Raw genomic sequence first — 19,119 nt, forward strand, 5'->3', positions numbered from 1 at the left:
TTTGAATCGCTGACTGCCGCGATGGAGACCGCCGTGCATGCCACCTCGACCGCGCCGACGTCCGATGTCGACTATCAGCGCGTCGTCTATCCGTACCGTCGCAGCGCGGACCAGGACGCCCATGAGGGCGGCCGGGCCGCGCGCCATCCGGTGGTCGTCGTCGGTGCGGGACCGGTCGGATTGACGGCAGCGATCGACCTCGCGCTGCAGGGTGTGCCCGTCGTGCTGCTCAACAACGACGGGCGGCTCTCCGTGGGATCGCGCGCGCTGTGCTTCGCGAAGCGGACGCTGGAGATCCTCGATCGCCTCGGCTGCGGTCAGCGACTCGTCGACAAGGGCGTCTCCTGGAACGTGGGACGCGTCTTCTTCCGCGACGAGCAGGTCTACCAGTTCAACCTGCTCGCCGAGCCCGGCCACCAGCGACCGGCCTTCGTCAACCTGCAGCAGTACTACGTGGAGGGCTTCCTCGTCGAGCGCGCGCTCGAACTCCCGCTGATCGATCTGCGATGGCACCACGGCGTGACCGGACTGACGCAGCATGACGATCACGTCGCGCTGGAGATCGACACGCCCGAGGGGCCGTACACGCTGCTCGCCGATCACGTCGTCGCCTGCGACGGATCGCGTTCGACGCTGCGCAAGCTGATCGGCGAGGAGAGTCACGGCCGTACGTTCAAGGACCGTTTCCTCATCGCCGACGTGCGCATGAACGCGCCCTTCCCCGCCGAGCGCTGGTTCTGGTTCGATCCGCCTTTCCATCCAGGACAGAGCGTGCTGCTGCACCGCCAGCCCGATGGCGTGTGGCGCATCGATTTCCAGCTCGGCTGGGATGCCGATCCCGAGCTCGAGAAACAACCCGAGCGCATCCTGCCGCGCGTGTGCACGCTGATGCGCGAGGCCTCGATCGCCGCGGGCGGCGACGGCGCTGTGCCTGAGATCGAGCTGGTCTGGGCGAGCGTCTACACCTTCGCCTGCATGCGCATGGATCGCTTCCGGCATGGGCGCATCCTGTTCGCGGGCGACGCGGCGCACGGCGTGTCGCCGTTCGGCGCGCGCGGGGCCAACTCCGGCATCCAGGACGCGGACAACCTCGCATGGAAGCTCGCGGCGGTCGTGCAGGGGCATGCGCCTGACGCGCTCCTCGACAGCTACGCCCGCGAGCGCGAGATCGCTGCCGACGAGAACATCCTGAACTCGACGCGCTCGACGGACTTCATCACACCGAAGAGCGACGTCAGTCGGATGTTCCGCGACGCGACGCTGACGCTCGCCAAGGACTTCGACTTCGCGCGCCGGCTGGTCAACAGCGGACGACTCTCCGTCCCGACGGTGCAGTACGGCATGCCTGCCGCGGACGCTCCGATCCGCATCAACGACTGCGACGACTGGTTGCTCCGCCAGATGCGGCCGGGTCGATTCACCTTGCTGGTCTTCCACGATTCGAACGAGCACGAGCACGAGCACGAGCACGAGCACGAGCACGAGCACGAGCACGAGCACGAGCACGAGCACGAGCACGAGCACGAGCATGCGAGTGAGTACGAGGACGCCGTCGCAGTAAGTCGGCGTCAACGAGTGCCGGTGGGGCCGGAATGGGGCTTGGGGGTCCAGGAGGGATCCCCCATGCCCCGTGGAGAGCCCGCGCTTGGCGACGCGGGGTCTGGGCTTGAGGCGGTGCTGACGATCCACGTTGATGAGTCGCTCGACGCACACGGGCTGGTCCGCCAGCGCTACGCCGCTGCCCCGGGCGCGGTGGTTTTGCTGCGTCCTGACCAGCACATCTGCGCGCGTTGGCGCACGATGCCGGCTGGTGGGGCGATCCGTGCGGCGATGCATAGCGCGCTCGGCCATGATGTCTCTGTGGAGGAGCCTGCCGCATGCCTTTGATCACCGCTCCCAACCTGGACGCTGGCGACGACTTCTACGAAGCGCTGCTGGGCGCGCATCATGGTCTTGACGCCGAGGCGAGCCATGCCTTCAACGCGCGGCTGATCCTGCTGCTCGCGAATCACATCGGCCGGCAGGATGTGCTGCTCGAGGCGCTGTCCGCAGCGGCCCGGGCCACTCCGGTTCCTCCGGCTTCCCCGGCTTCCCCAGTTTCCATCGATGCCCCGACCCCGGGCGCCGCTTCCCCACGAGGACAAGCATGAACGCACCAGAGACCCTCCGCTCGCCCGAGGCGACCGGCCAGGCGCCGAGCGCACTGGACTACCAGAGCGGCTTCGGCAATCAATTCGAGACCGAGTCCGTCCCCGGCGCGTTGCCGAAGGGCCGCAACAGCCCGCAGCGCGCGCCGATGGATCTTTATCCGGAGTTGCTGTCGGGCAGCGCCTTCACCGCACCGCGCGTGGAGAACCGCCGCACCTGGCTGTATCGCCGACAGCCCTCCGTCGTGACGGGCGCGTTCCACGCCTACGAGCAGCCGTTCTGGACCAGCGGCGCGGCAGGCGGTGTCGCGGCGCCGCCGGACCCGCTGCGCTGGCATCCGTTCCCGATGCCCGATGACAACGCGAATGCGCCGGGTGTCGACTTCGTCGACAGCATCAAGACCATCGTCAGCAACGGCGATCCTGACGCGCAGGTCGGCATGGCATCGCTGATCTACGCCTTCAACCGCCCGATGACCCGACGCGCGCTGATGAACGCCGACGGCGAGATGCTGATCGTTCCGCAGGAAGGCGGCCTGCGCCTCACGACCGAGATGGGCCTGCTCGACGTCGTGCCCGGCGAGATCGCGCTGATCCCGCGCGGTGTGAACTTCCGCGTCGAGGCGCTCGATGGTCCGCAGGCCCGCGCACGCGGCTACGTCTGCGAGAACTACGGCGCCGCCTTCCGCCTGCCGGAGCTCGGCCCCATCGGCTCCAACGGCCTGGCGAACCCGCGCGACTTCCTCGCCCCCGTCGCGGCGCACGAACCCGACGGCGCGCCGTATGAAGTCATCCGCAAGACCGGCGGCGCGCTGTGGCGCAATGCCCAGGCGGTGACGCCCTTCAACGTCGTCGCCTGGCACGGCAACCTGACGCCGCTGAAGTACGACACGAAGGATTTCATGACGATCGGCTCGATCAGTTTCGATCATCCCGATCCGTCGATCTTCACCGTGCTCACCTCGCCGAGTGACACGCCTGGCACGGCCAACTGCGACTTCGTGATTTTCCCGCCGCGCTGGCTGGTGCAGGAGGACACCTTCCGTCCGCCCTGGTACCACCGCAACGTGATGAGCGAGTTCATGGGGCTGATCTACGGCCAGTACGATGCCAAGCCCGAAGGCTTCCGTCCCGGCGGCGCGAGCCTGCACAACTGCCTGGTGCCGCACGGCCCCGATGCCGACGCCTTCGAGGCCGCCAGCACGCGCACGCTGACGCCGCAGAAACTCGACCACACGCTGGCCTTCATGTTCGAGAGCCGCTGGCGCTTCCGCCCGTCCGAGTGGGCGCTCAACGGCGGCGCGCTCGACACGAACTACGCGGCCTGCTGGGGCGCGTTGAAGGACAAGTTCAATCCGAATGCCTCCGAATGACAAGGCCTGACCCCATGACCGACCTCGACCACACCCACGACCCCGCGCTGCGCAGCTGGATCGCCTCCGCCAACACGCCGGACACCGACTTCCCGATCCAGAACCTGCCGCTGGGCATGTTCCGCATGGCCGGCGCGACCGGCTCGTTCCGGCCCGGCACGGCGATCGGCGACCAGGTCCTGGACCTGATCGCCGCCGCCGACCTCGGCGTGCTGTCCGATGGACTCGGCGCCGTGCTGCGCACCTGCGAGGGACTCGGCCTCAATTCGCTGATGGCGATGGGCCCGGATCTGCGCCGGCAACTGCGCCATGAACTTGTCGCCGCGCTGAACGCGGACGCGGGATCGACGTCCTCCGAGCAGCTCGCGCCGGCGCTCAAGCCGATGACCGACGTCGAGATGACGCTGCCCTGCCGCATCGGCGATTACACCGACTTCTACGCCGGCATCCATCATGCGACGACGGTCGGCAAGCTGTTCCGCCCGGACAACCCGCTGCTGCCGAACTACAAGTGGGTGCCGATCGGGTATCACGGGCGCGTGTCGTCGATCGGGGTCAGCGGGCAGACCTTCCGCCGTCCCGTCGGCCAGACCAAGGCGCCCGATGCCGAGGTGCCGAGCGTCGGTCCGATCAAGCGGCTCGACTACGAGCTGGAGGTCGGCGCACTCGTCGGCACCGGCAATGCGCAGGGCCATCCGATCGCCATCGACGACGCGGAGCAGCATCTGTTCGGCCTCGTGCTGCTGAACGACTGGTCCGCGCGCGACATCCAGGCCTGGGAGTACCAGCCGCTGGGCCCCTTCCTGTCGAAGAGCTTCGCGACGACCTTGTCGCCGTGGGTGATCACGATGGAAGCGCTGGCGCCGTTCCGTCGCGCCTTCACCCGGCCGGAAGGCGATCCTCAGCCGCTGCCGTACCTCGACGGCGAGGCGAACCGCGATCGGGGCGCGATCTCGATCCGCCTGGAAGTCCATCTGCAGACCCGCGCGATGCGCGACGCCGGCGAGGCGCCGGCGAAGCTGATGGCCTCGGATTTCGCCGACGCCTACTGGACCGTCGCGCAGATGCTCACGCATCACGCGAGCAACGGCTGCAACCTGCAGCCGGGCGACCTGTTCGGGTCGGGGACGATGTCGGGGCCGGAGGCCGGCCAGGGCGGATCGCTGCTGGAGTTGACGAACGGCGGCAAGCAGCCGATCACGCTGCCCAACGGTGAGCAACGCACCTTCCTGCAGGACGGCGACAGCGTCGCGCTGGTGGGTCGCTGCGAAGCGCCGGGACGTCGCACGATCGGATTCGGACCGTGCGTGGGCACGGTCGTGCCGGCGGTGGCCTGATCCGCCAGATCGGCCGGGTCACACACCGACACACCCTCAGGCGCCCGCTGTCGCCCCGCCATCCCGGCAGGTTGTCAGCGGAAGCCGACGGATGACGTCGGATTGAATCCAGTCCGTGCGCATTGCAGACGCACGGGATCGGAGGTTGCCGAAGCGGCGCATGCTCACTCTCCTCAAAGGAATCGACATGCCGCCGACGCGCCTCCTCGCCGTCTCCGCCGCCGCCTGCCTGGCCGCCTCGCCCCTGCTCTCCTTCGCCCAGGTCACCGTCAAGGACGATGGCCAGTGGCGTGCCCTGTTCACCGCCGGAGCCAGTCTCTCGTCGGGCAACAGCGACTCGACGACGGTCAACCTCAGCGGCGAAGCCGTCAAGGCTACGAAGACCGACAAGCTGTCGATCAACGGCCGCGCGCTGTACCTGAAGAACGACGACGACCAGGCCGAGCAGCGCTACGCCTTCGGCACGCACTACCAGCGCGACATCAACGACCGCGTCTTCGGCTTCGGGCAGTTCGACGCGCTCAAGGACGAGCCGTCCAACCTGTCGTCGCGACTCTCCGTCGGCACCGGTCTCGGTTATCACGTGATCAAGCAGGACAACGTGACCTGGGACGTCTCCACCGGCGTGGGCTACACCCGCGAGCGCTACGTCGAGCCGTCGATCGTCGACGGCGTGGCGCGCGACCGGTACGCCAACACCGAGCTGCTGTTCGCCGAAGAATCGAACCACAAGATCTCGGACAACACGACGCTCAAGCAGCGCCTGGCCTATCTGCCCGACCTGCGCAACAGCGGCGAATTCCGTGCCACCTTCGACGGCGGCATCTCGGTCGCGATGACCAAGCGGTTCAGCCTGACGGCCACCGTCCAGCACCGCTACGACAGCAATCCCGGCGATGGGCTGAAGAAGAACGACACGCTGTTCATCACCGGCGTGTCGTACCGGATCGATTGATCGAGGATCGTCCGCCTCAACCGAGCAGCGCAATGAGCCGCGTCGCCGCCGGCGGCAGGTAGGCCTGGGCGCGATGCGTCACCACCAGGTGGCGGCGCATCGTCGTTTCTTTCAGCACGACCTCGCGCAGTGATCGAAGCCGCCCAGGCCCTTCGAGGTGGCGGCGCGAGATGAAGCTGAGCAGCCCCGTCTCGGCGATCAGCGCGGGCAGCATCTGCAGCGAGCTGCTCTCCACCTGGACCACCGGCCGCGGCAGGCCGTGCCGGTCGAAGCCGTGATCGAGCCAGTCGCGCGTCGGCGCGCCCGCCGGCTGCAGCACCCAGCGGTATTCGCCGAGCGCCTTCAGGCTCGGTCTCCCCGAGAAGATCGGATGTTTCGCCGAGGCGGCGACGACGACGGCGTCCTCGACCAGCCGCTGCGACACGAAGCCCGCTTCCGCGCGCCGTTCGGTGCCGACGATCAGGTCCAGCTCGCCCGCGCGCAGCATCGGCATCAGCGCGTCGACCAGCGCGACCGTCGTCTTCAGCGTGACCTCGGGCGCCTCCTTCAACAGTCGATTCACCGCCTTGGGCATCAGGAACTGCGCCGCCGTCGGCACGACACCGACGCGGACTTCGCCCGACAGGCCGCGCCCGATGTCGCTCATCTCGCGCTGCGCGTCCTGCGCGTCGAAGCGCAGCTGACGCGCCCAGCGCAGCATCACCTTGCCGGCGGGCGTCAGACGGATGCCTCGCCCCGCGCGCTCGAACAACGGCGCGCCGGCCGCCTTCTCGAGCCGGCGGATCGCGCCGGTCAGCGCCGGCTGGGTGCGATGCAGGCGTTCCGCCGCCTGGCCGACGTGTTCGAGCTCGGCGATGGTCTCGAAGTAGCGCAGGTCACGGAGATCCATAGCAAAAGCCGTGCTGATGAAAACGAAAGAATAATCGATTGGACCGGGGTGGAACGTCCGCCAATACTTGGCCTCGACAGCTTCAAGAACGTCCAGACCCCGGCCTGCGGACCGGGGCGCACACGGAGACAGACCCATGATTCGATCGATGCCCTCGCGCCGGGCGGCCCTCGCCGTTCCGCTGGCCATGCCACTCGCCCTGACGCTGGTCCTGTGGACGACCGCCAGCGTTGCCGCGCCCTATCCGAACAAGCCCATCCGCGTCTACGTGCCCTTCCCTCCCGGCGGCGGCACCGACGTGATCGCCCGCGAGGTCACGCAGGCGGTGGCGACCTCGACCAAGTGGGTCTTCGTCATCGAGAACAAGCCCGGCGCCGGCGGCAACCTCGGCGTGGACGCGGCCGCCAAGTCGGCCAAGGACGGCTACACGCTGGTGCTCGGCCAGAGCAGCAACCTCTCGATCAATCCGTGGCTGTACGCCCGCATGCCCTACGACCCGGCGAAGGACCTCGCGCCCATCGGCCTGGTCGCGCGGGCGCCGCTGGTGCTGGTGACCTCGGCCGATTCGAAGCTGAAGACCATCGCCGACGCCGTGGCTGCCGCGAAGGCCCAGCCGGGCGCGCTGAACTACGCCTCGGCCGGCAACGGCACGGTCGCGCATCTCGCCACCGAGCTGTTCCAGAAGGCCGCCGGCGTGAAGCTCCAGCATGTGCCGTACAAGGGCGTGGGGCAGGCGCTGACCGACGTCGTCAGCGGCAACGTGGACCTGTACATGTCGACCACGCCGTCGCTGCTCGGCCACATCCGCCAGGGCAAGCTGCGGCCGCTCGCGGTGACCTCGGACAAGCGGCTGCCCGAGCTGCCCAACGTGCCGACGCTGGCCGAGTCCGGCTTCAAGGGCGCGGAGTCGGCGACCTGGTTCGGCTTCCTCGCACCGGCCGGCACGCCGCCGGAGATCGTCGCGCGATTGAACAGCGAGTTCACCAAGGCGCTGCAGCAGCCCGCGCTCGTGAAGAAGCTCGGCGACGAAGGCGTCGCCGTCACCGTCAGCACCCCCGACCAGTTCAGCCAGCTCATCCGCCAGGACCTCACCCGCTGGGGCAAGGTCGTCAAGGACGCCGGCATCAAGATCGATTGAAGGAGAGCCCCATGAGTCAAGCCGCCGCATTGCCGAACGCGAGGCAGAACGCGACGCCGAACGCGACGCCCGACGCGCTGCCCGACGTGATCCGGGACATCGAACGCACGCCCGCGGAGGTCGTGGCACGCGCCGCCGCCTATCCGTCGTCCATCCTGGCCGACGTCGCGGGACGCCGCGGCGCGTTGCACGGGCGCATCCAGGGGCTGTCCCCGTCGATGCGCTTCGCGGGCACCGCCCTCACCGTCGAGGTGCGGCCGGGCGACAACCTCATGATCCATGCCGCCATGGCGTTGGCGCAGCCGGGCGACGTGCTCGTCGTCGACGGCAAGGGCGACCTGTCGAGCGCGCTGATGGGCGAGATCATGTCGCAGCAATGCGTGGCGCTGGGCATCGCGGCCGTCGTGATCGACGGCGCCGTGCGCGACAGCGAGGCGATCCGTGCGCTCGGCTTCCCGATGTTCGCCGCGGGCTTGAATCCCAACGGGCCGACGAAGTCGGTCTCCGGCCGCTTGAACCATCCCGTCTCCATCGGCGGCGTGACGGTGCATCCGGGCGATCTGGTCGTCGGCGATGCCGACGGCGTCACCGTGGTCGAGCGCGCCAGGGCCGCGTCGCTGCTGCCGCTGGCCGAAGCGAAGGTCGCCGCCGAGACGGCCCGCATCGCGGGCATCCGCGATCGCGTGGCGCTGCGGCCGGTCTGGCTCGACGGCGCGTTGCGCGCCGCGGGCGTGATCAAGGACGGAGAGACGCTGTGAGCCGTCCCGTCCTGCTGGTGACCGGCGCGGACCTGGCGCCGCAGGCGCTCGCGCTGCTGTCGGACTTCGAGGTGACCTACGCCGGCAGGACGCCCAGCGAGGACGACATCGTCGACCTCTGCCGCGCACGCAATCCGACGGCGATCATCGTGCGCTACAGCAAGGTCGGAGCGGCGGCGATCGAAGCGGCGCCGGCCTTGAAGGTGATCTCCAAGCACGGCAGCGGCACGGACACGATCGACAAGGCGGCCGCCGCCGCGCGCGGCATCCACGTGGTGGCCGCGGTCGGCGCCAATGCGGCGGCCGTGGCCGAGCAGGCGATGGCGCTGTTGCTGGCCTGTGCGAAATCGGTCGTGGCGCTGGACGCGCGCATGCGCGACGGGCACTGGGACAAGGCGACGCACAAGAGCATCGAGCTGGAGGGGCGCACGGTGGGTCTCGTCGGCCTCGGCGCGATCGGGCAACGCTTCGCGCGGATGGCCGACGCGATGGGCATGCGCGTGATCGGATCCGATCCGTTCGCGAAGGAACTGCCCCCGTTCATCGAGCGCGTCGCGCTGGATCAGCTCTGGCGCGAGGCCGACGTGATCTCGTTGCACTGTCCGCTGACGGCGGACAACGCGGGGCTGCTCGACGCGGGCACGCTCGCGGCGTGCAGACGTGGCGTGATCCTGGTCAACACGGCGCGCGGCGGCTTGATCGACGAGGCCGCGTTGCTCGAGGCCGTCCGCAGCGGACAGGTGGCCGGTGCCGGCCTCGACAGCTTCGCGATCGAGCCGATGCCGGTGGACCATCCGTTCATTCACGAACCGCGCATCCTGCTCAGTCCGCACATCGGCGGCGTCACCGCCGACGCCTACGTGAAGATGGGCATCGCCGCGGCGCGCAACGTGCTTGCCGCGCTCGCGAGCTGATGGGCTGATGGGCCACCCCATCGGAGCAGGGCTCAAAAAGCACTGAGGGGCTCGCGCCCCTCAGTCTTCCGTTCAGCGCTCCATCTGACGGCCAGGACCGTCGTTGCGGCGCGGCGGATCCACCGCGCGCGGAGGTTCCGCGGCCCGCGGCGGCTCGGCCCGCGGGGCGGGACGCGGCGCCTCGACGCGCGGCTGCGGCTGCGGCTGCTGCGGCATCGGGCGCGGCGCTTCGACGCGAGGCTGCTCCACGCGCGGTTGCTCGAACCGAGGTTGCTGCGGACGCTCGAAACGAGGCTGCTCCGCACGGGGCTGCTCGAAGCGCGGTTGTTCAACACGAGGCTGCTCAAACCGTGGCTGCTCCACACGCGGCTGCTCGACACGATCGGGGCCACGATGGCGCCAGTCGCTCCGATCGCGATCGCCATCGCGGCGCTCCGACGGACGTTGCACGTCGGGACCACGCTGCGGCACCACCGTCTGCGCGGGCGGCGTCTGCTGCGCCTGCGGCAGCTGCGGCCGCACCGTGGCGATGTCGGGCTCGGGGCGGATCACGCCGCGGACCGGGCGGCTCTCGCCGGGTCTTGCATCATTCGGCGCGTCCGGGCGACCGTCGCCGTTCCGATCCATAAAGGGACGGCTTTCGTTCCGGCCATCGTTGCGACCGTCATTCCGTCCGCCATTGCGACCGTCGTTGGGGCCATCCGGCCGGCCGTCGTGATTGCGGTCCACGAATGCACGTCCGTCGTTGCGGCCATCAGGGCGGCCATCCGGACGACCATCGGCCTGCCCGATCGGACGCGGCGGCCACGCGCGCTGCGGCTGCAGCGCGGTCGCCGGCAGCGGCGCCGACACAGGGCGCTGCGTGTAGAGCGCGCCGTGATCGCGCTCGTTCCGATAGGCCGGCGGACGCTGGCCCGGCCGCACGACGGTGGCCGGATTCGCATCCGGATTCACGCGGCGCCAGTAGGCCTGGCTGTGGCGGAAGCCCGGGGTCCAGGCCTCGCGCGGCGCCAGCGGCACCCAGCTGCCGTAGCGCGGCGGCGGCGGACGCCGGCCTCCCCCCACGACAACGCCGATCGAGATCCCCGGCCCCACCCCGCCGACCAGCGCCGGCGCATACGCGGGACGACGCACGTACGGACCCGGCACCCAGCACCAGCGGTCGCGCCAGTAGGCCCAGCGGCCGTAATGGAACGGGGCGAAGCCCCAGGGCATGTCGTCCACCCAGGTGTAGCCCCAGCGCGCGCTCCACATCCAGCGGCCGTAGCGGTACGGCGCCCAGTCGGCGACGACCACCTGCGGCACCCACACGGCACCGTAATCCGAGCTCTGTTCCCAGGCGCCGTAGCGCGCCAGATCTTCAGCGCCGGTCATCTCCGGCGACACGTAGGGCACGCTCGTGCCGCTGCCCACCAGCGGCTGGACCGCGTCGCGGCTGTCCTCCAGCATCAGGCGCGCGAAGCCGTCCTGCTGCAGCGGCTGGCGCTCGGTGCGCGGGCCGTTGTCCCACCAGAATTCGGCCTGTTCATTCGTTCCCAGCCAGACCGGCTGCGCGTCGGTCGCGCGCGAGTCGAAGCGCAGCTTGCCCTGCCAGGCCTGCGCCTCGCTGCCGCGATCCAGCTGCGTCACGCGGTACAGGCCCTCGCGCTCGAAGCCGAAGCGGCCTTCCAGCGTGCGCACCGTCCATTCGTCGGCCGACTCCTGGCCCCGCACCCGCAGGCCGACCGCGCCCTTCACGATCTGCACCGCGATGCGGTTGTCGGCGAGCGCGTTGAACTCGATCTCGCTGCGCTGGTCGATCCAGAGCGTGGAGGTGCCGATGGTGATCGTCGCGCCGCTGCCGTCATCGGAACGCAGCCGATCGCCTTCGCCGATGCTCTGGTTGCGGTGCATCTGCACCCATTCGCGTTCATCAGCGTCGTACAGCCACACCGAACCCGCCAGATCGGCCAGCCGCCCCGCGCGCGACGGGGCGTCCGCCATCGCCGGGCCATGGGCCAGCAACGCCACCAGCGCGACCAGCACCAGCGAGGTCGCCATCCACCAGCGTGACAGTGCCCCGCGATCCCGCGCACGCGCCAGCCCGGTGGTCGTCCGTCGGAACGACGAGCGCTCCGGCAGACGATCTGGTGAACGATTCAGCGAACGGGTCATCGAGTCTGTCATGGCCTTGAGCCTCCACCGGTGTCCGGAGGAATGCGGGACGCGGAGCTCCGCGATCGTTTCTTAACGCTTTGGCGACGTCCTGGTGCACGCCTGCTTACAACTTGACGCCCTGTTGCGCGGAGGTCAAGCGGACGCCGTATGTCCATCCAATATGCCCATCCGATATGCCCATCCAGTCCGAGCATGCGCCACCAGACGCTCGCAACAGGTTCTGGCCGTGCTCCGGCACCCGGCGCGCCCGGGACTGCGCCGGGTCAATCGTCGGTGTTCGGGTCCAGGCCCGGGAACAGGATCTCGGTGAAACCGAAGCGGCTGAAGTCCTTGATGCGCATCGGATACAGCGTTCCGACCAGGTGATCGCATTCGTGCTGGACGACGCGGGCGTGGAAGCCCTCGGCCTCGCGGTCGATCAGGCTGCCGAAAGCGTCGAAGCCCCGGTACCGGATGCGGCTCAGCCGCGGCACGACGCCGCGCAGCCCCGGCACCGACAGGCAGCCTTCCCAGCCCTCTTCCATCTCGTCGGACAGCGGCTCGATGGTCGGGTTGATCAGCACCGTCATCGGCACCGGCGGCGCCTCCGGATAACGCTCGTTGCGTTGGAAACCGAAGACGACGACCTGCAGGTCCACGCCGATCTGCGGCGCGGCCAGGCCGGCGCCGTTGGCGGCCTTCATCGTGTCGAACATGTCCTCGAGCAGCTGCTTCAGCTCCGGCGTGTCGAAGTCCTCCACCGGCTTGGCGTGGCGCAGCAGGCGCGGGTCGCCCATCTTCAGGATGTCTCGAACAGCCATGGTGGTTTCCTTGTGCGGTGGCTTCCGGCGGGAAGCGTGGCGGGTCATGCAGGCGACGGCGGCCAGGGGCGCCATCACGTAATCTGGGACCATTCTAAGAACCCGACCCGGAGACTGCCCGTGAGCGCCACCACCGCCCTGCCCTCAGCCCCGGCATCACTGCCGGCCTACCTGGAACCGTTGGGTCCCGGCGTCTTCGCCATCGACACGGCCTTCCAGCGCGACCACTTCGACGCGGCTTTCCTGATCGTCGACGGCGGACGCGCGGCCTTCATCGACACGGGCACGCGGCTGGCGCTGCCGCGGCTGCTCGGCGCGCTGGAAGCGCTCGGCGTGCCGCGCGACGCCGTGGACTGGGTGATCCCGACCCATGTGCATCTGGACCACGCCGGCGGCGTCGGTCCGCTGATGGCGGAACTCCCGTCGGCGACGCTGCTGGTGCATCCGCGCGGACTGCGGCACATGGTCGATCCGTCCGCGCTGTGGGCCGGTGCGCTCGCGGTCTACGGCGAGGCGGAGATGCGCCGCTCCTACGGCGAGCTGGTGGGCGTTCGGGAATCGCGCGCGCGGGCGAGCAGCGATGAGCAGCGCATCACCGTGGGCGCGCGCCCGCTGCGGCTGATCGACACGCCGGGGCACGCGCGCCATCACCACTGCGTGTGGGACGAGACGAGCGGCGGCTGGTTCACCGGCGACACCTTCGGCTTGTCGTATCGCGAGTTCGACGATCCCCGAACGCGGCGCGTGGATCATGCCGACCAGCACGCCGGTGCAGTTCGAGCCGGACGCGCTGCGCGCTTCGATCGCGCGGATGATGGCGACGCGGCCGTCGCGCATGTACCTGACGCACTACAGCGTCGTCGGTCGCGACGCGGCGGACGTCGAGCGCCTCGCCGCGCTGCTGGTCGCGCAGATCGACGAGATGGAAGCGATCGCGTTGCGACTGAAGGACGCGCCGGATCGCCACGCCGCGCTCAAGCGCGAGCTGCTCGCGCTGTACCAGCGCCGCGCCATCGCGCACTGCGGCGAGCGCATGCCGCCCACGCGTGTGGCCGCGCTGCTGGCGATGGACGTCGAGCTGAATGCCCAGGGGCTGGGGATCTGGCTGGACCGCCAGCGCTGATCTTTCGATTTGATTTCATCGAAAGGTATTTTTCTAGGTATCAACGATCTTCGAAATTATTCGAAAGCATTCGTAGACTTCCGTCCAAGCAAACTTCCGGGACGGACGATGATGCGACGATGGGGAAGACGAGCCGCACCGTGCTGGCGGCAGCCGCCTTGCTGGCCACGCTGCCCGCGGGGGCCCAGCAGCATGCGGGGACGGCGTCACTGGCGTCCTCCGGCCGCTGGTCCCATGTGCCGGTGGGCAAGGCGCCGACGCCCCCCATGGGCTGGTCGAGCTGGAACGCGTTCCGGGTCGACATCTCGGAGGCCCGCATCCTCGACGCGGCTCAGCGCCTGGTCGACACCGGCCTCGCCGGCGCGGGCTACCGCTACGTCAACGTCGACGACGGCTGGTGGCTGAAGCGGCGCACGGGCGACGGGCGCCTGCAGGTGCGCACCGGCCTGTTCCCGAGCGCCGCCATCGGCGGGGCGAAGGGCTCGTCGCTGCGGCCCTTCACCGATCGCCTCCATGCAATGGGACTGAAAGCGGGCCTCTACACGGACATCGGCCGCAACGCGTGCTCGCAGGCGTATGACGCCGACAGTCCCAACCTGCCCGAGGGCACGATGGCGGAGCGCGAAGTCGGCCTGTCCGGCTTCATGGACCGGGACATCGCGCTTTTCTTCGGCGAGTGGAACTTCGATTTCGTGAAGGTCGACGGCTGCGGGCTCTCGTCCTACGGCCCGGAGCGCGCCTACGTGGCGTCCGGTCAGTACCGCGAGGTGAAGCCGCTCATCATCGATCCCAACGTCTACCAGACCGACATCGCAGGCACGAAGCGCCTCTACGCGGGTTTGCGGGAGACGCTGCGGCGCGCCCGGCCGGACGGGGACTTCGTGCTGTCGGTCTGCCTCTGGGGCACGGCCAATGTGCGCAGTTGGGGTCAGGACCACGGGACGATGTGGCGCACCAGCAGCGACATCGACGACACCTGGAGCCACATGGTCCACAACTTCGACAGCGTGGCCACGCGCGAGTTCTACGCCGGCCCGGGTCGCTGGAACGACCCCGACATGCTGGAGATCGGCAACGGCGACTTCGACGGCGATCACCTCCTCCAGGCCCGCACCCACCTGAGCCTGTGGGCGATCATGGCCGCGCCGCTGATGATCGGCACCGATCTCTCGAAGGCGCCGGGCGCGATCGTCGACCTCCTCGGCGCGCCGGAGGTGCTGGCCATCGACCAGGATCCGGCCGGTCATCAGGGTGTGATCGCCTACGCCGACAACGATCGCCAGATCGTCGTGAAGACGTTGGCCGACGGCCGCAAGGCGGTGCTGCTGTTCAACCGCACCCAGGCGCCGACGACGCTCACGCTGACGGCCGAGCATCTCAAGATGGCGGCGTCGACGCCGATCACGGTCCGCGATGCGTGGGAACGGCAAGACCTGACCCCGTTCACCGGTCGTCGCAACTTCGAGCTCCAGGGCCGCGAGGCGCAGTTGCTGGTGGTCAGTGGTCGCCACGCGCTGCAGGCCGGCTACTACCTGTCGGAGCGGCCCGCAGAGGTTTACGTCGCCCGCGACGGCATCCGCGCTCTGCAGGCGGATCCGGTGATCCACCGGATGCTCGATCCCTACGGCGGCAGCACGGAAGGTTCGGGCAGCCGGCCGGTCTATGCGGGCTGGGGCGCGCCGCGCGCGGACGCGACGCCTTACGACGAGACGCTGCGGGTCGTGAACGTGCCGTACCGCCATGGGATCGGCGCGCTGGCCGGATCCCGCCTCGAGGTGAAGGTACCCGCCGGCTCGCGGCGTTTCGAGGCCATGGTGGGTGTCGACGACTCCACGCGCGGCCAGGCCGCGTCCGTGGTGTTCGAGGTCTACGGCGACGGTCGCAAGCTGGCCGTGTCGCGGCCGATGCGGTTCAACCAGGCGGCTGCGGCGCTCAGCGCCGACCTGCGCGGCGTGAAGGTGCTCGAACTCATCGCGCGCCAGGTCGGCACGGACACGGATCCGGTCCTCGCGACCTGGGGCGCGGCGCGCGTCGAATGAGCGCTCGATCCCGGCCGGTCTGAAAACAAGAAGGGGACCGCAGCGCGGTCCCCTTCAAGATGCGCCGCGCGATTCGCGCGGCGCGATCGTCCTGTCTCACGCGTCGAGGTTGAGCTCCTGGATCTTCCGCGTGATCGTGTTGCGCCCGATGCCCAGCTTCTGCGCGGCCTCGATGCGGCGTCCGCGCGTCAGGTCCAGCGCGGTCAGGATCAGGCTGGCCTCGAAGCGACGCGTCAGCACGTCCCACACGTTGGGCTCGCCGGCCGCGAGCAGGCGTCTCGCCTCGCGCGCCATCTCGGCGACCCACGCGTCCGGCGACGGGGGGATGGGCACCGCCGGCAACGGCATCGAGGTGGACGCAGCCGAACTCGTCAGCCCGCTCGCCAGCGGCATGACCTCGGACGACATCGTGGCGGAGATCGCCGACGCATGCGCGCCGGGCTGCGCCAGCAATTCCTGCGGCAGGTCCTTGGCCTCCACGACCAGGCTCGGCGCCATCACGCTCAGCCAGTGGCAGATGTTCTCCAGTTGCCGGACGTTGCCCGGGAAGTCGAAGTTCACCAGGCGCTGCAGCGCCGCCTCCGACAGCCGCTTCGGCTCGACGCCCAACTCGCCCGCGCTGCGCTGCAGGAAGTAGCGCGTGAGCAGCGGCACGTCCTCGCGGCGCTCGCGCAGCGGCGGCAGTCTCAGGCGGATCACGTTCAGGCGGTGGAACAGGTCTTCGCGGAAGCGCCCTTCCTTGACCAGCGTCTCGAGGTTCTGGTGCGTCGCCGCGACCACGCGCACATTCGCCTTCTGCGGGCTGTGACCACCGACGCGATAGAACTGGCCGTCGGACAGCACGCGCAGCAATCGCGTCTGCAGGTCCAGCGGCATGTCGCCGATCTCGTCGAGGAAGAGCGTGCCGCCCTCGGCCTGCTCGAAGCGGCCGCGACGCGTCGCCTGCGCGCCGGTGAACGCGCCGCGCTCATGGCCGAACAGCTCCGACTCCAGCAGGTCCTTCGGGATCGCGGCCGTGTTGATCGCGACGAACGGTCCGTCCGCGCGCGGGCTGTGCTTGTGCAGCGCCCGCGCCACCAGTTCCTTGCCGGAACCCGATTCGCCGGTGATCAGCACCGTCACGTGGCTCTGGCTCAGCCGGCCGATCGCGCGGAACACGTCCTGCATCGCCGGTGCCTGGCCCAGCATCTCGGGCATCTGCACCTGCTCGGCCTCGCCGACGGCTTCGCGCTGGCTCTCTTCCTGCGCGCGCCGGATCAGCTCCACCGCGCGCGGCAGGTCGAAGGGCTTGGGCAGGTACTCGAAGGCCCCGCCCTGGAACGCGCTCACCGCGCTGTCCAGGTCCGAGTACGCCGTCATGATGATCACCGGCAGCCCCGGAAGCTGCTTCTTGATCGTGCTCAGCAGCTCCAGGCCCGAGCCGCCCGGCATGCGGATGTCCGACACCAGCACCTGCGGCGTGTCCTCCTCCAGCGCGGCCAGCACCTCACGGGTCTGGCTGAAGCTGCGCACCGGCAGCCCTTCGCGCGTCAGCGCCTTCTCGAGAACAAAACGGATGGAATGGTCGTCGTCAACAATCCAGATCGACTTCATCTATGGCTCCCCTTTCCCCCGTTGTCGGCTTGTGGCCGCGGCTCAGGGCAAAGGCAGGGTGATTCGGAAATCGGTCCGACCCGGCTGGCTGTCGCAATCGATCATCCCCTGGTGCTGTTGGGCGATCGTCTGCGCCAGCGTCAGCCCGAGACCAGAACCGCCCTCTCTCCCTGAAACCAGCGGAAAGAAGATGCGGTCCTTGATCTCCTCGGGCACGCCCGGGCCGTTGTCTTCGATATGCAATTCCAATGCCAAGCGCCAGCGCTGCTTGCCGATGGTCACCTGCCGGGCCACGCGTGTGCGCAGGGCGATGAAGGCATCGCCCATCGGGATGCGCTCGTGCAGCGCCTGCGCGGCGTTCTGGACGATGTTGAGCACCGCCTGGATCAGTTGCTCGCGGTCGCCGCGGAAGTCGGGCAGCGAGATGTCGTAGTCGCGGATCATCGTCAGCCCGCGCGGGTACTGCGCCAGCACCAGCGTGCGCACCCGCTCGCAGACCTCGTGGATGTTGACGTCGCCCACCACCTGCGCGCGCCGGTGCGGCGCCAGCAGCCGGTCCACCAGCGACTGCAGCCGGTCGGCCTCGTGGATGATGACCTCGGTGTATTCCTCGAGCTCCGGCCACAGGTCCGTCGGCTGCAGCTCCAGCGCGAGCAGCTGCGCCGCGCCGCGGATGCCGCCCAGCGGATTCTTGATCTCGTGCGCGAGGTTGCGCGTCAGTTCCTTGGTCGCGTGGACCTGGTCGAGGTTGCGTTCCTCGCGGTCCTGGCGCGTCTGCTGCGCGTTCTCGATCAGCTCGATCACCAGCCGCTGCGGGTCGTCGGTCTGGCTGACGATCACGTGCACCGGCAGCAGGTCGTCATGCGTGCGCGGGCCGCGACGGATGGTGGCGTCGAAGCGCGAACTCGAGAACGCGTTGCGGCTCACCTCCTCGAGCGCCTCGACCACGCGCCCGGTGTCGACGAACCATTCGAGCAGGTTGCTGCCCTGCACCGCGCGGCGCGGCAGGTTGAACAGCGTCTCGACGGCGGTGTTGGCGAACTCGCAGGTGCCGTCGGCACGGACCACGGCGACCAGGGTCGCCAGCAGGTCGAAGCAGGCGTACTGCGCGTGATGCGGATCGTGGGGGACTGGGGCGGGCGTCTTCTTCATGCGGTGTCGCTCTCGTCGCCATCGACGCGCGACACACCGGCGGCCTGGCCCGCCGTCCCTCGATCAGAGGTTGGGCGGCGGCAGCTTGGCGAGCTCGCGCTTGATGGCCTGGACGTCGGCCTCCTGGCGCGACACCGAAGCCTTGAGCTCGGTCGTGCGGTCCAGGTACTTCTGGTAGTTGCGTTCGTCGCCGCGCCGCTCGGGCTGGCCGTTGTTGTATTCCTGCTGGATCTTGGCGAGCTTGCCTTCGGCGTCGCGCAGTTCCTGCTCGAGGATGCGGCGGCGGTCATCATCGCGGACGCGCTGGTCCTTGACATCGACCTTGAGGTCACCACTCTGACCTCCCGAGGCGGGCGCCGTCGTCGACGGCGCGCGCGGCTTGCTCGGCGCGATCACGGAGATCGGCGTGCCCTCGATGCTGCGGCAGCCCTTGTCGGCGGCTTCCTTCGCGGACATCGCGTCGGTGTACAGCACGGGAGGGCCGGGGCAGCGATACACCACGCCCTGCGCCGATGCCTGCCCGGCCGCCATGCCCACCATGGCGGTCAGCATCATCACCAACCACGAACGTCCCACCCGCTTGTGCTGCAGCGTCATCTGCATTCCCTGCTTCTAACTGACCAGAGTCGTCGGGCATTGTGACGCAATCAGTCACTGTCAGGCGAGGGCGTGCGTTCACGCGCTGTTGCCAGGTGTACGCACGGGCAAGGACCGGCACGGCGCGCCAAAGAGAAAGGGACGGCC

16 protein-coding genes and 1 pseudogene are annotated in these 19,119 nt (G+C 69.2%); 11 read left to right on the forward strand and 6 right to left on the reverse strand.

The genetic code is table 11. The annotated features are described in order from the left end of the window. Positions 1 to 33: 33 nt before the first annotated feature. The 5 genes from ACFJIX_RS30595 (at position 34) to ACFJIX_RS30615 (ending at position 5,812) form a co-directional block, all read left to right on the forward strand. Complete coding sequence (locus tag ACFJIX_RS30595) at positions 34 to 1,887, forward strand: FAD-dependent oxidoreductase (RefSeq protein WP_377156721.1); 1,854 nt, start codon at positions 34 to 36, stop codon at positions 1,885 to 1,887. After that, complete coding sequence (locus tag ACFJIX_RS30600) at positions 1,878 to 2,150, forward strand: DUF2783 domain-containing protein (protein ID WP_377156723.1); 273 nt, start codon at positions 1,878 to 1,880, stop codon at positions 2,148 to 2,150. Before ACFJIX_RS30595 ends, ACFJIX_RS30600 begins: the two co-directional genes overlap by 10 nt. Then, a complete protein-coding gene (hmgA, locus tag ACFJIX_RS30605; protein ID WP_377156725.1) occupies positions 2,147 to 3,520 on the forward strand; it encodes a homogentisate 1,2-dioxygenase in 1,374 nt (457 codons plus the stop codon). Before ACFJIX_RS30600 ends, hmgA begins: the two co-directional genes overlap by 4 nt. Before the next feature lie 14 nt (positions 3,521 to 3,534). Next, the gene (fahA, locus tag ACFJIX_RS30610) at positions 3,535 to 4,857 is read left to right on the forward strand and encodes a fumarylacetoacetase (protein WP_377156728.1); all 1,323 of its coding nucleotides are present in this window, start codon (positions 3,535 to 3,537) and stop codon (positions 4,855 to 4,857) included. Between the two features lie 187 nt (positions 4,858 to 5,044). After that, entirely contained in the window at positions 5,045 to 5,812 is a 768-nt protein-coding gene (locus ACFJIX_RS30615) for a YdiY family protein (protein ID WP_377156729.1), read from the forward strand. A gap of 16 nt (positions 5,813 to 5,828) precedes the next feature. Here the strand turns inward: ACFJIX_RS30615 and ACFJIX_RS30620 are convergent, their stop codons facing one another. Further along, positions 5,829 to 6,701, reverse strand: a complete 873-nt coding sequence (locus tag ACFJIX_RS30620) for a LysR family transcriptional regulator (RefSeq protein WP_377156731.1) — start codon at positions 6,699 to 6,701, stop codon at positions 5,829 to 5,831. A 187-nt stretch (positions 6,702 to 6,888) separates the two neighbouring features. Between ACFJIX_RS30620 and ACFJIX_RS30625 the strand changes: the two genes are divergently transcribed. The 3 genes from ACFJIX_RS30625 to ACFJIX_RS30635 are packed head-to-tail and all read left to right on the forward strand — an operon-like array spanning position 6,889 to position 9,511. Further along, positions 6,889 to 7,839: a Bug family tripartite tricarboxylate transporter substrate binding protein gene (locus ACFJIX_RS30625; RefSeq protein WP_377156732.1), complete on the forward strand. Its 951-nt coding sequence runs from the start codon at positions 6,889 to 6,891 to the stop codon at positions 7,837 to 7,839. An 11-nt stretch (positions 7,840 to 7,850) separates the two neighbouring features. Continuing rightward, on the forward strand, positions 7,851 to 8,597 hold the full coding sequence (locus ACFJIX_RS30630; RefSeq protein WP_377156733.1) for an RraA family protein: 747 nt from the start codon (positions 7,851 to 7,853) through the stop codon (positions 8,595 to 8,597). Beyond that, entirely contained in the window at positions 8,594 to 9,511 is a 918-nt protein-coding gene (locus ACFJIX_RS30635; protein ID WP_377156735.1) for an NAD(P)-dependent oxidoreductase, read from the forward strand. Before ACFJIX_RS30630 ends, ACFJIX_RS30635 begins: the two co-directional genes overlap by 4 nt. 72 nt (positions 9,512 to 9,583) lie before the next feature. Here ACFJIX_RS30635 and ACFJIX_RS30640 read toward each other — a convergent pair whose 3' ends face one another. Then, positions 9,584 to 11,665 (reverse strand): DUF6600 domain-containing protein, encoded by a 2,082-nt coding sequence (locus tag ACFJIX_RS30640; protein ID WP_377156737.1) that lies wholly within the window; start codon positions 11,663 to 11,665, stop codon positions 9,584 to 9,586. 266 nt (positions 11,666 to 11,931) lie between these two features. Further along, the gene (gene def / locus ACFJIX_RS30645; protein WP_377156738.1) at positions 11,932 to 12,468 is read right to left on the reverse strand and encodes a peptide deformylase; all 537 of its coding nucleotides are present in this window, start codon (positions 12,466 to 12,468) and stop codon (positions 11,932 to 11,934) included. A gap of 120 nt (positions 12,469 to 12,588) precedes the next feature. Between def and ACFJIX_RS30650 the strand changes: the two are divergent. The 3 genes and pseudogenes from ACFJIX_RS30650 to ACFJIX_RS30660 all read left to right on the forward strand — a co-directional run. Further along, positions 12,589 to 13,197, forward strand: a pseudogene (locus ACFJIX_RS30650) (MBL fold metallo-hydrolase); the annotation flags it as partial. Positions 13,198 to 13,219: 22 nt separating this feature from the next. Next, positions 13,220 to 13,591: a hypothetical protein gene (locus ACFJIX_RS30655; protein ID WP_377162137.1), complete on the forward strand. Its 372-nt coding sequence runs from the start codon at positions 13,220 to 13,222 to the stop codon at positions 13,589 to 13,591. Positions 13,592 to 13,710: 119 nt separating this feature from the next. Next, the gene (locus ACFJIX_RS30660) at positions 13,711 to 15,630 is read left to right on the forward strand and encodes an NPCBM/NEW2 domain-containing protein (RefSeq protein WP_377162061.1); all 1,920 of its coding nucleotides are present in this window, start codon (positions 13,711 to 13,713) and stop codon (positions 15,628 to 15,630) included. Between the two features lie 96 nt (positions 15,631 to 15,726). On the opposite strand, the gene ntrC is transcribed toward ACFJIX_RS30660, so the two are convergent. The 3 genes from ntrC to ACFJIX_RS30675 all read right to left on the reverse strand — a co-directional run bounded on the left by ntrC (position 15,727) and on the right by ACFJIX_RS30675 (position 18,978). After that, positions 15,727 to 17,223, reverse strand: a complete 1,497-nt coding sequence (gene ntrC, locus ACFJIX_RS30665; protein ID WP_377156740.1) for a nitrogen regulation protein NR(I) — start codon at positions 17,221 to 17,223, stop codon at positions 15,727 to 15,729. A gap of 42 nt (positions 17,224 to 17,265) precedes the next feature. Beyond that, positions 17,266 to 18,375 carry a nitrogen regulation protein NR(II) gene (glnL, locus tag ACFJIX_RS30670; protein ID WP_377156742.1) on the reverse strand — a complete coding sequence of 370 codons (1,110 nt, stop codon included), beginning with the start codon at positions 18,373 to 18,375 and terminating at the stop codon, positions 17,266 to 17,268. 63 nt (positions 18,376 to 18,438) lie between these two features. Next, the gene (locus ACFJIX_RS30675; RefSeq protein WP_377156744.1) at positions 18,439 to 18,978 is read right to left on the reverse strand and encodes a hypothetical protein; all 540 of its coding nucleotides are present in this window, start codon (positions 18,976 to 18,978) and stop codon (positions 18,439 to 18,441) included. Positions 18,979 to 19,119: the final 141 nt, after the last annotated feature.

Origin of the sequence: Roseateles sp. UC29_93 (assembly GCF_042695725.1) — a bacterium.
Classification (GTDB): Bacteria; Pseudomonadota; Gammaproteobacteria; order Burkholderiales; family Burkholderiaceae_C; genus Roseateles; species Roseateles noduli_A.

Excerpts from the sequence above, each read along its gene's own strand:
- ACFJIX_RS30600 (WP_377156723.1), top strand. The coding sequence starts at position 1,878 with ATGCCTTTGATCACCGCTCCCAACCTGGACGCTGGCGACGACTTCTAC.
- ACFJIX_RS30640 (WP_377156737.1), bottom strand. The coding sequence starts at position 11,665 with ATGACCCGTTCGCTGAATCGTTCACCAGATCGTCTGCCGGAGCGCTCG.
- ACFJIX_RS30625 (WP_377156732.1), top strand. The coding sequence starts at position 6,889 with ATGCCACTCGCCCTGACGCTGGTCCTGTGGACGACCGCCAGCGTTGCC.
- ACFJIX_RS30655 (WP_377162137.1), top strand. The coding sequence starts at position 13,220 with ATGCCGACCAGCACGCCGGTGCAGTTCGAGCCGGACGCGCTGCGCGCT.
- ACFJIX_RS30675 (WP_377156744.1), bottom strand. The coding sequence starts at position 18,978 with ATGCAGATGACGCTGCAGCACAAGCGGGTGGGACGTTCGTGGTTGGTG.
- ACFJIX_RS30620 (WP_377156731.1), bottom strand. The coding sequence starts at position 6,701 with ATGGATCTCCGTGACCTGCGCTACTTCGAGACCATCGCCGAGCTCGAA.
- def (WP_377156738.1), bottom strand. The coding sequence starts at position 12,468 with ATGGCTGTTCGAGACATCCTGAAGATGGGCGACCCGCGCCTGCTGCGC.
- hmgA (WP_377156725.1), top strand. The coding sequence starts at position 2,147 with ATGAACGCACCAGAGACCCTCCGCTCGCCCGAGGCGACCGGCCAGGCG.
- ACFJIX_RS30630 (WP_377156733.1), top strand. The coding sequence starts at position 7,851 with ATGAGTCAAGCCGCCGCATTGCCGAACGCGAGGCAGAACGCGACGCCG.
- ntrC (WP_377156740.1), bottom strand. The coding sequence starts at position 17,223 with ATGAAGTCGATCTGGATTGTTGACGACGACCATTCCATCCGTTTTGTT.
- glnL (WP_377156742.1), bottom strand. The coding sequence starts at position 18,375 with ATGAAGAAGACGCCCGCCCCAGTCCCCCACGATCCGCATCACGCGCAG.
- ACFJIX_RS30660 (WP_377162061.1), top strand. The coding sequence starts at position 13,711 with ATGGGGAAGACGAGCCGCACCGTGCTGGCGGCAGCCGCCTTGCTGGCC.
- fahA (WP_377156728.1), top strand. The coding sequence starts at position 3,535 with ATGACCGACCTCGACCACACCCACGACCCCGCGCTGCGCAGCTGGATC.
- ACFJIX_RS30615 (WP_377156729.1), top strand. The coding sequence starts at position 5,045 with ATGCCGCCGACGCGCCTCCTCGCCGTCTCCGCCGCCGCCTGCCTGGCC.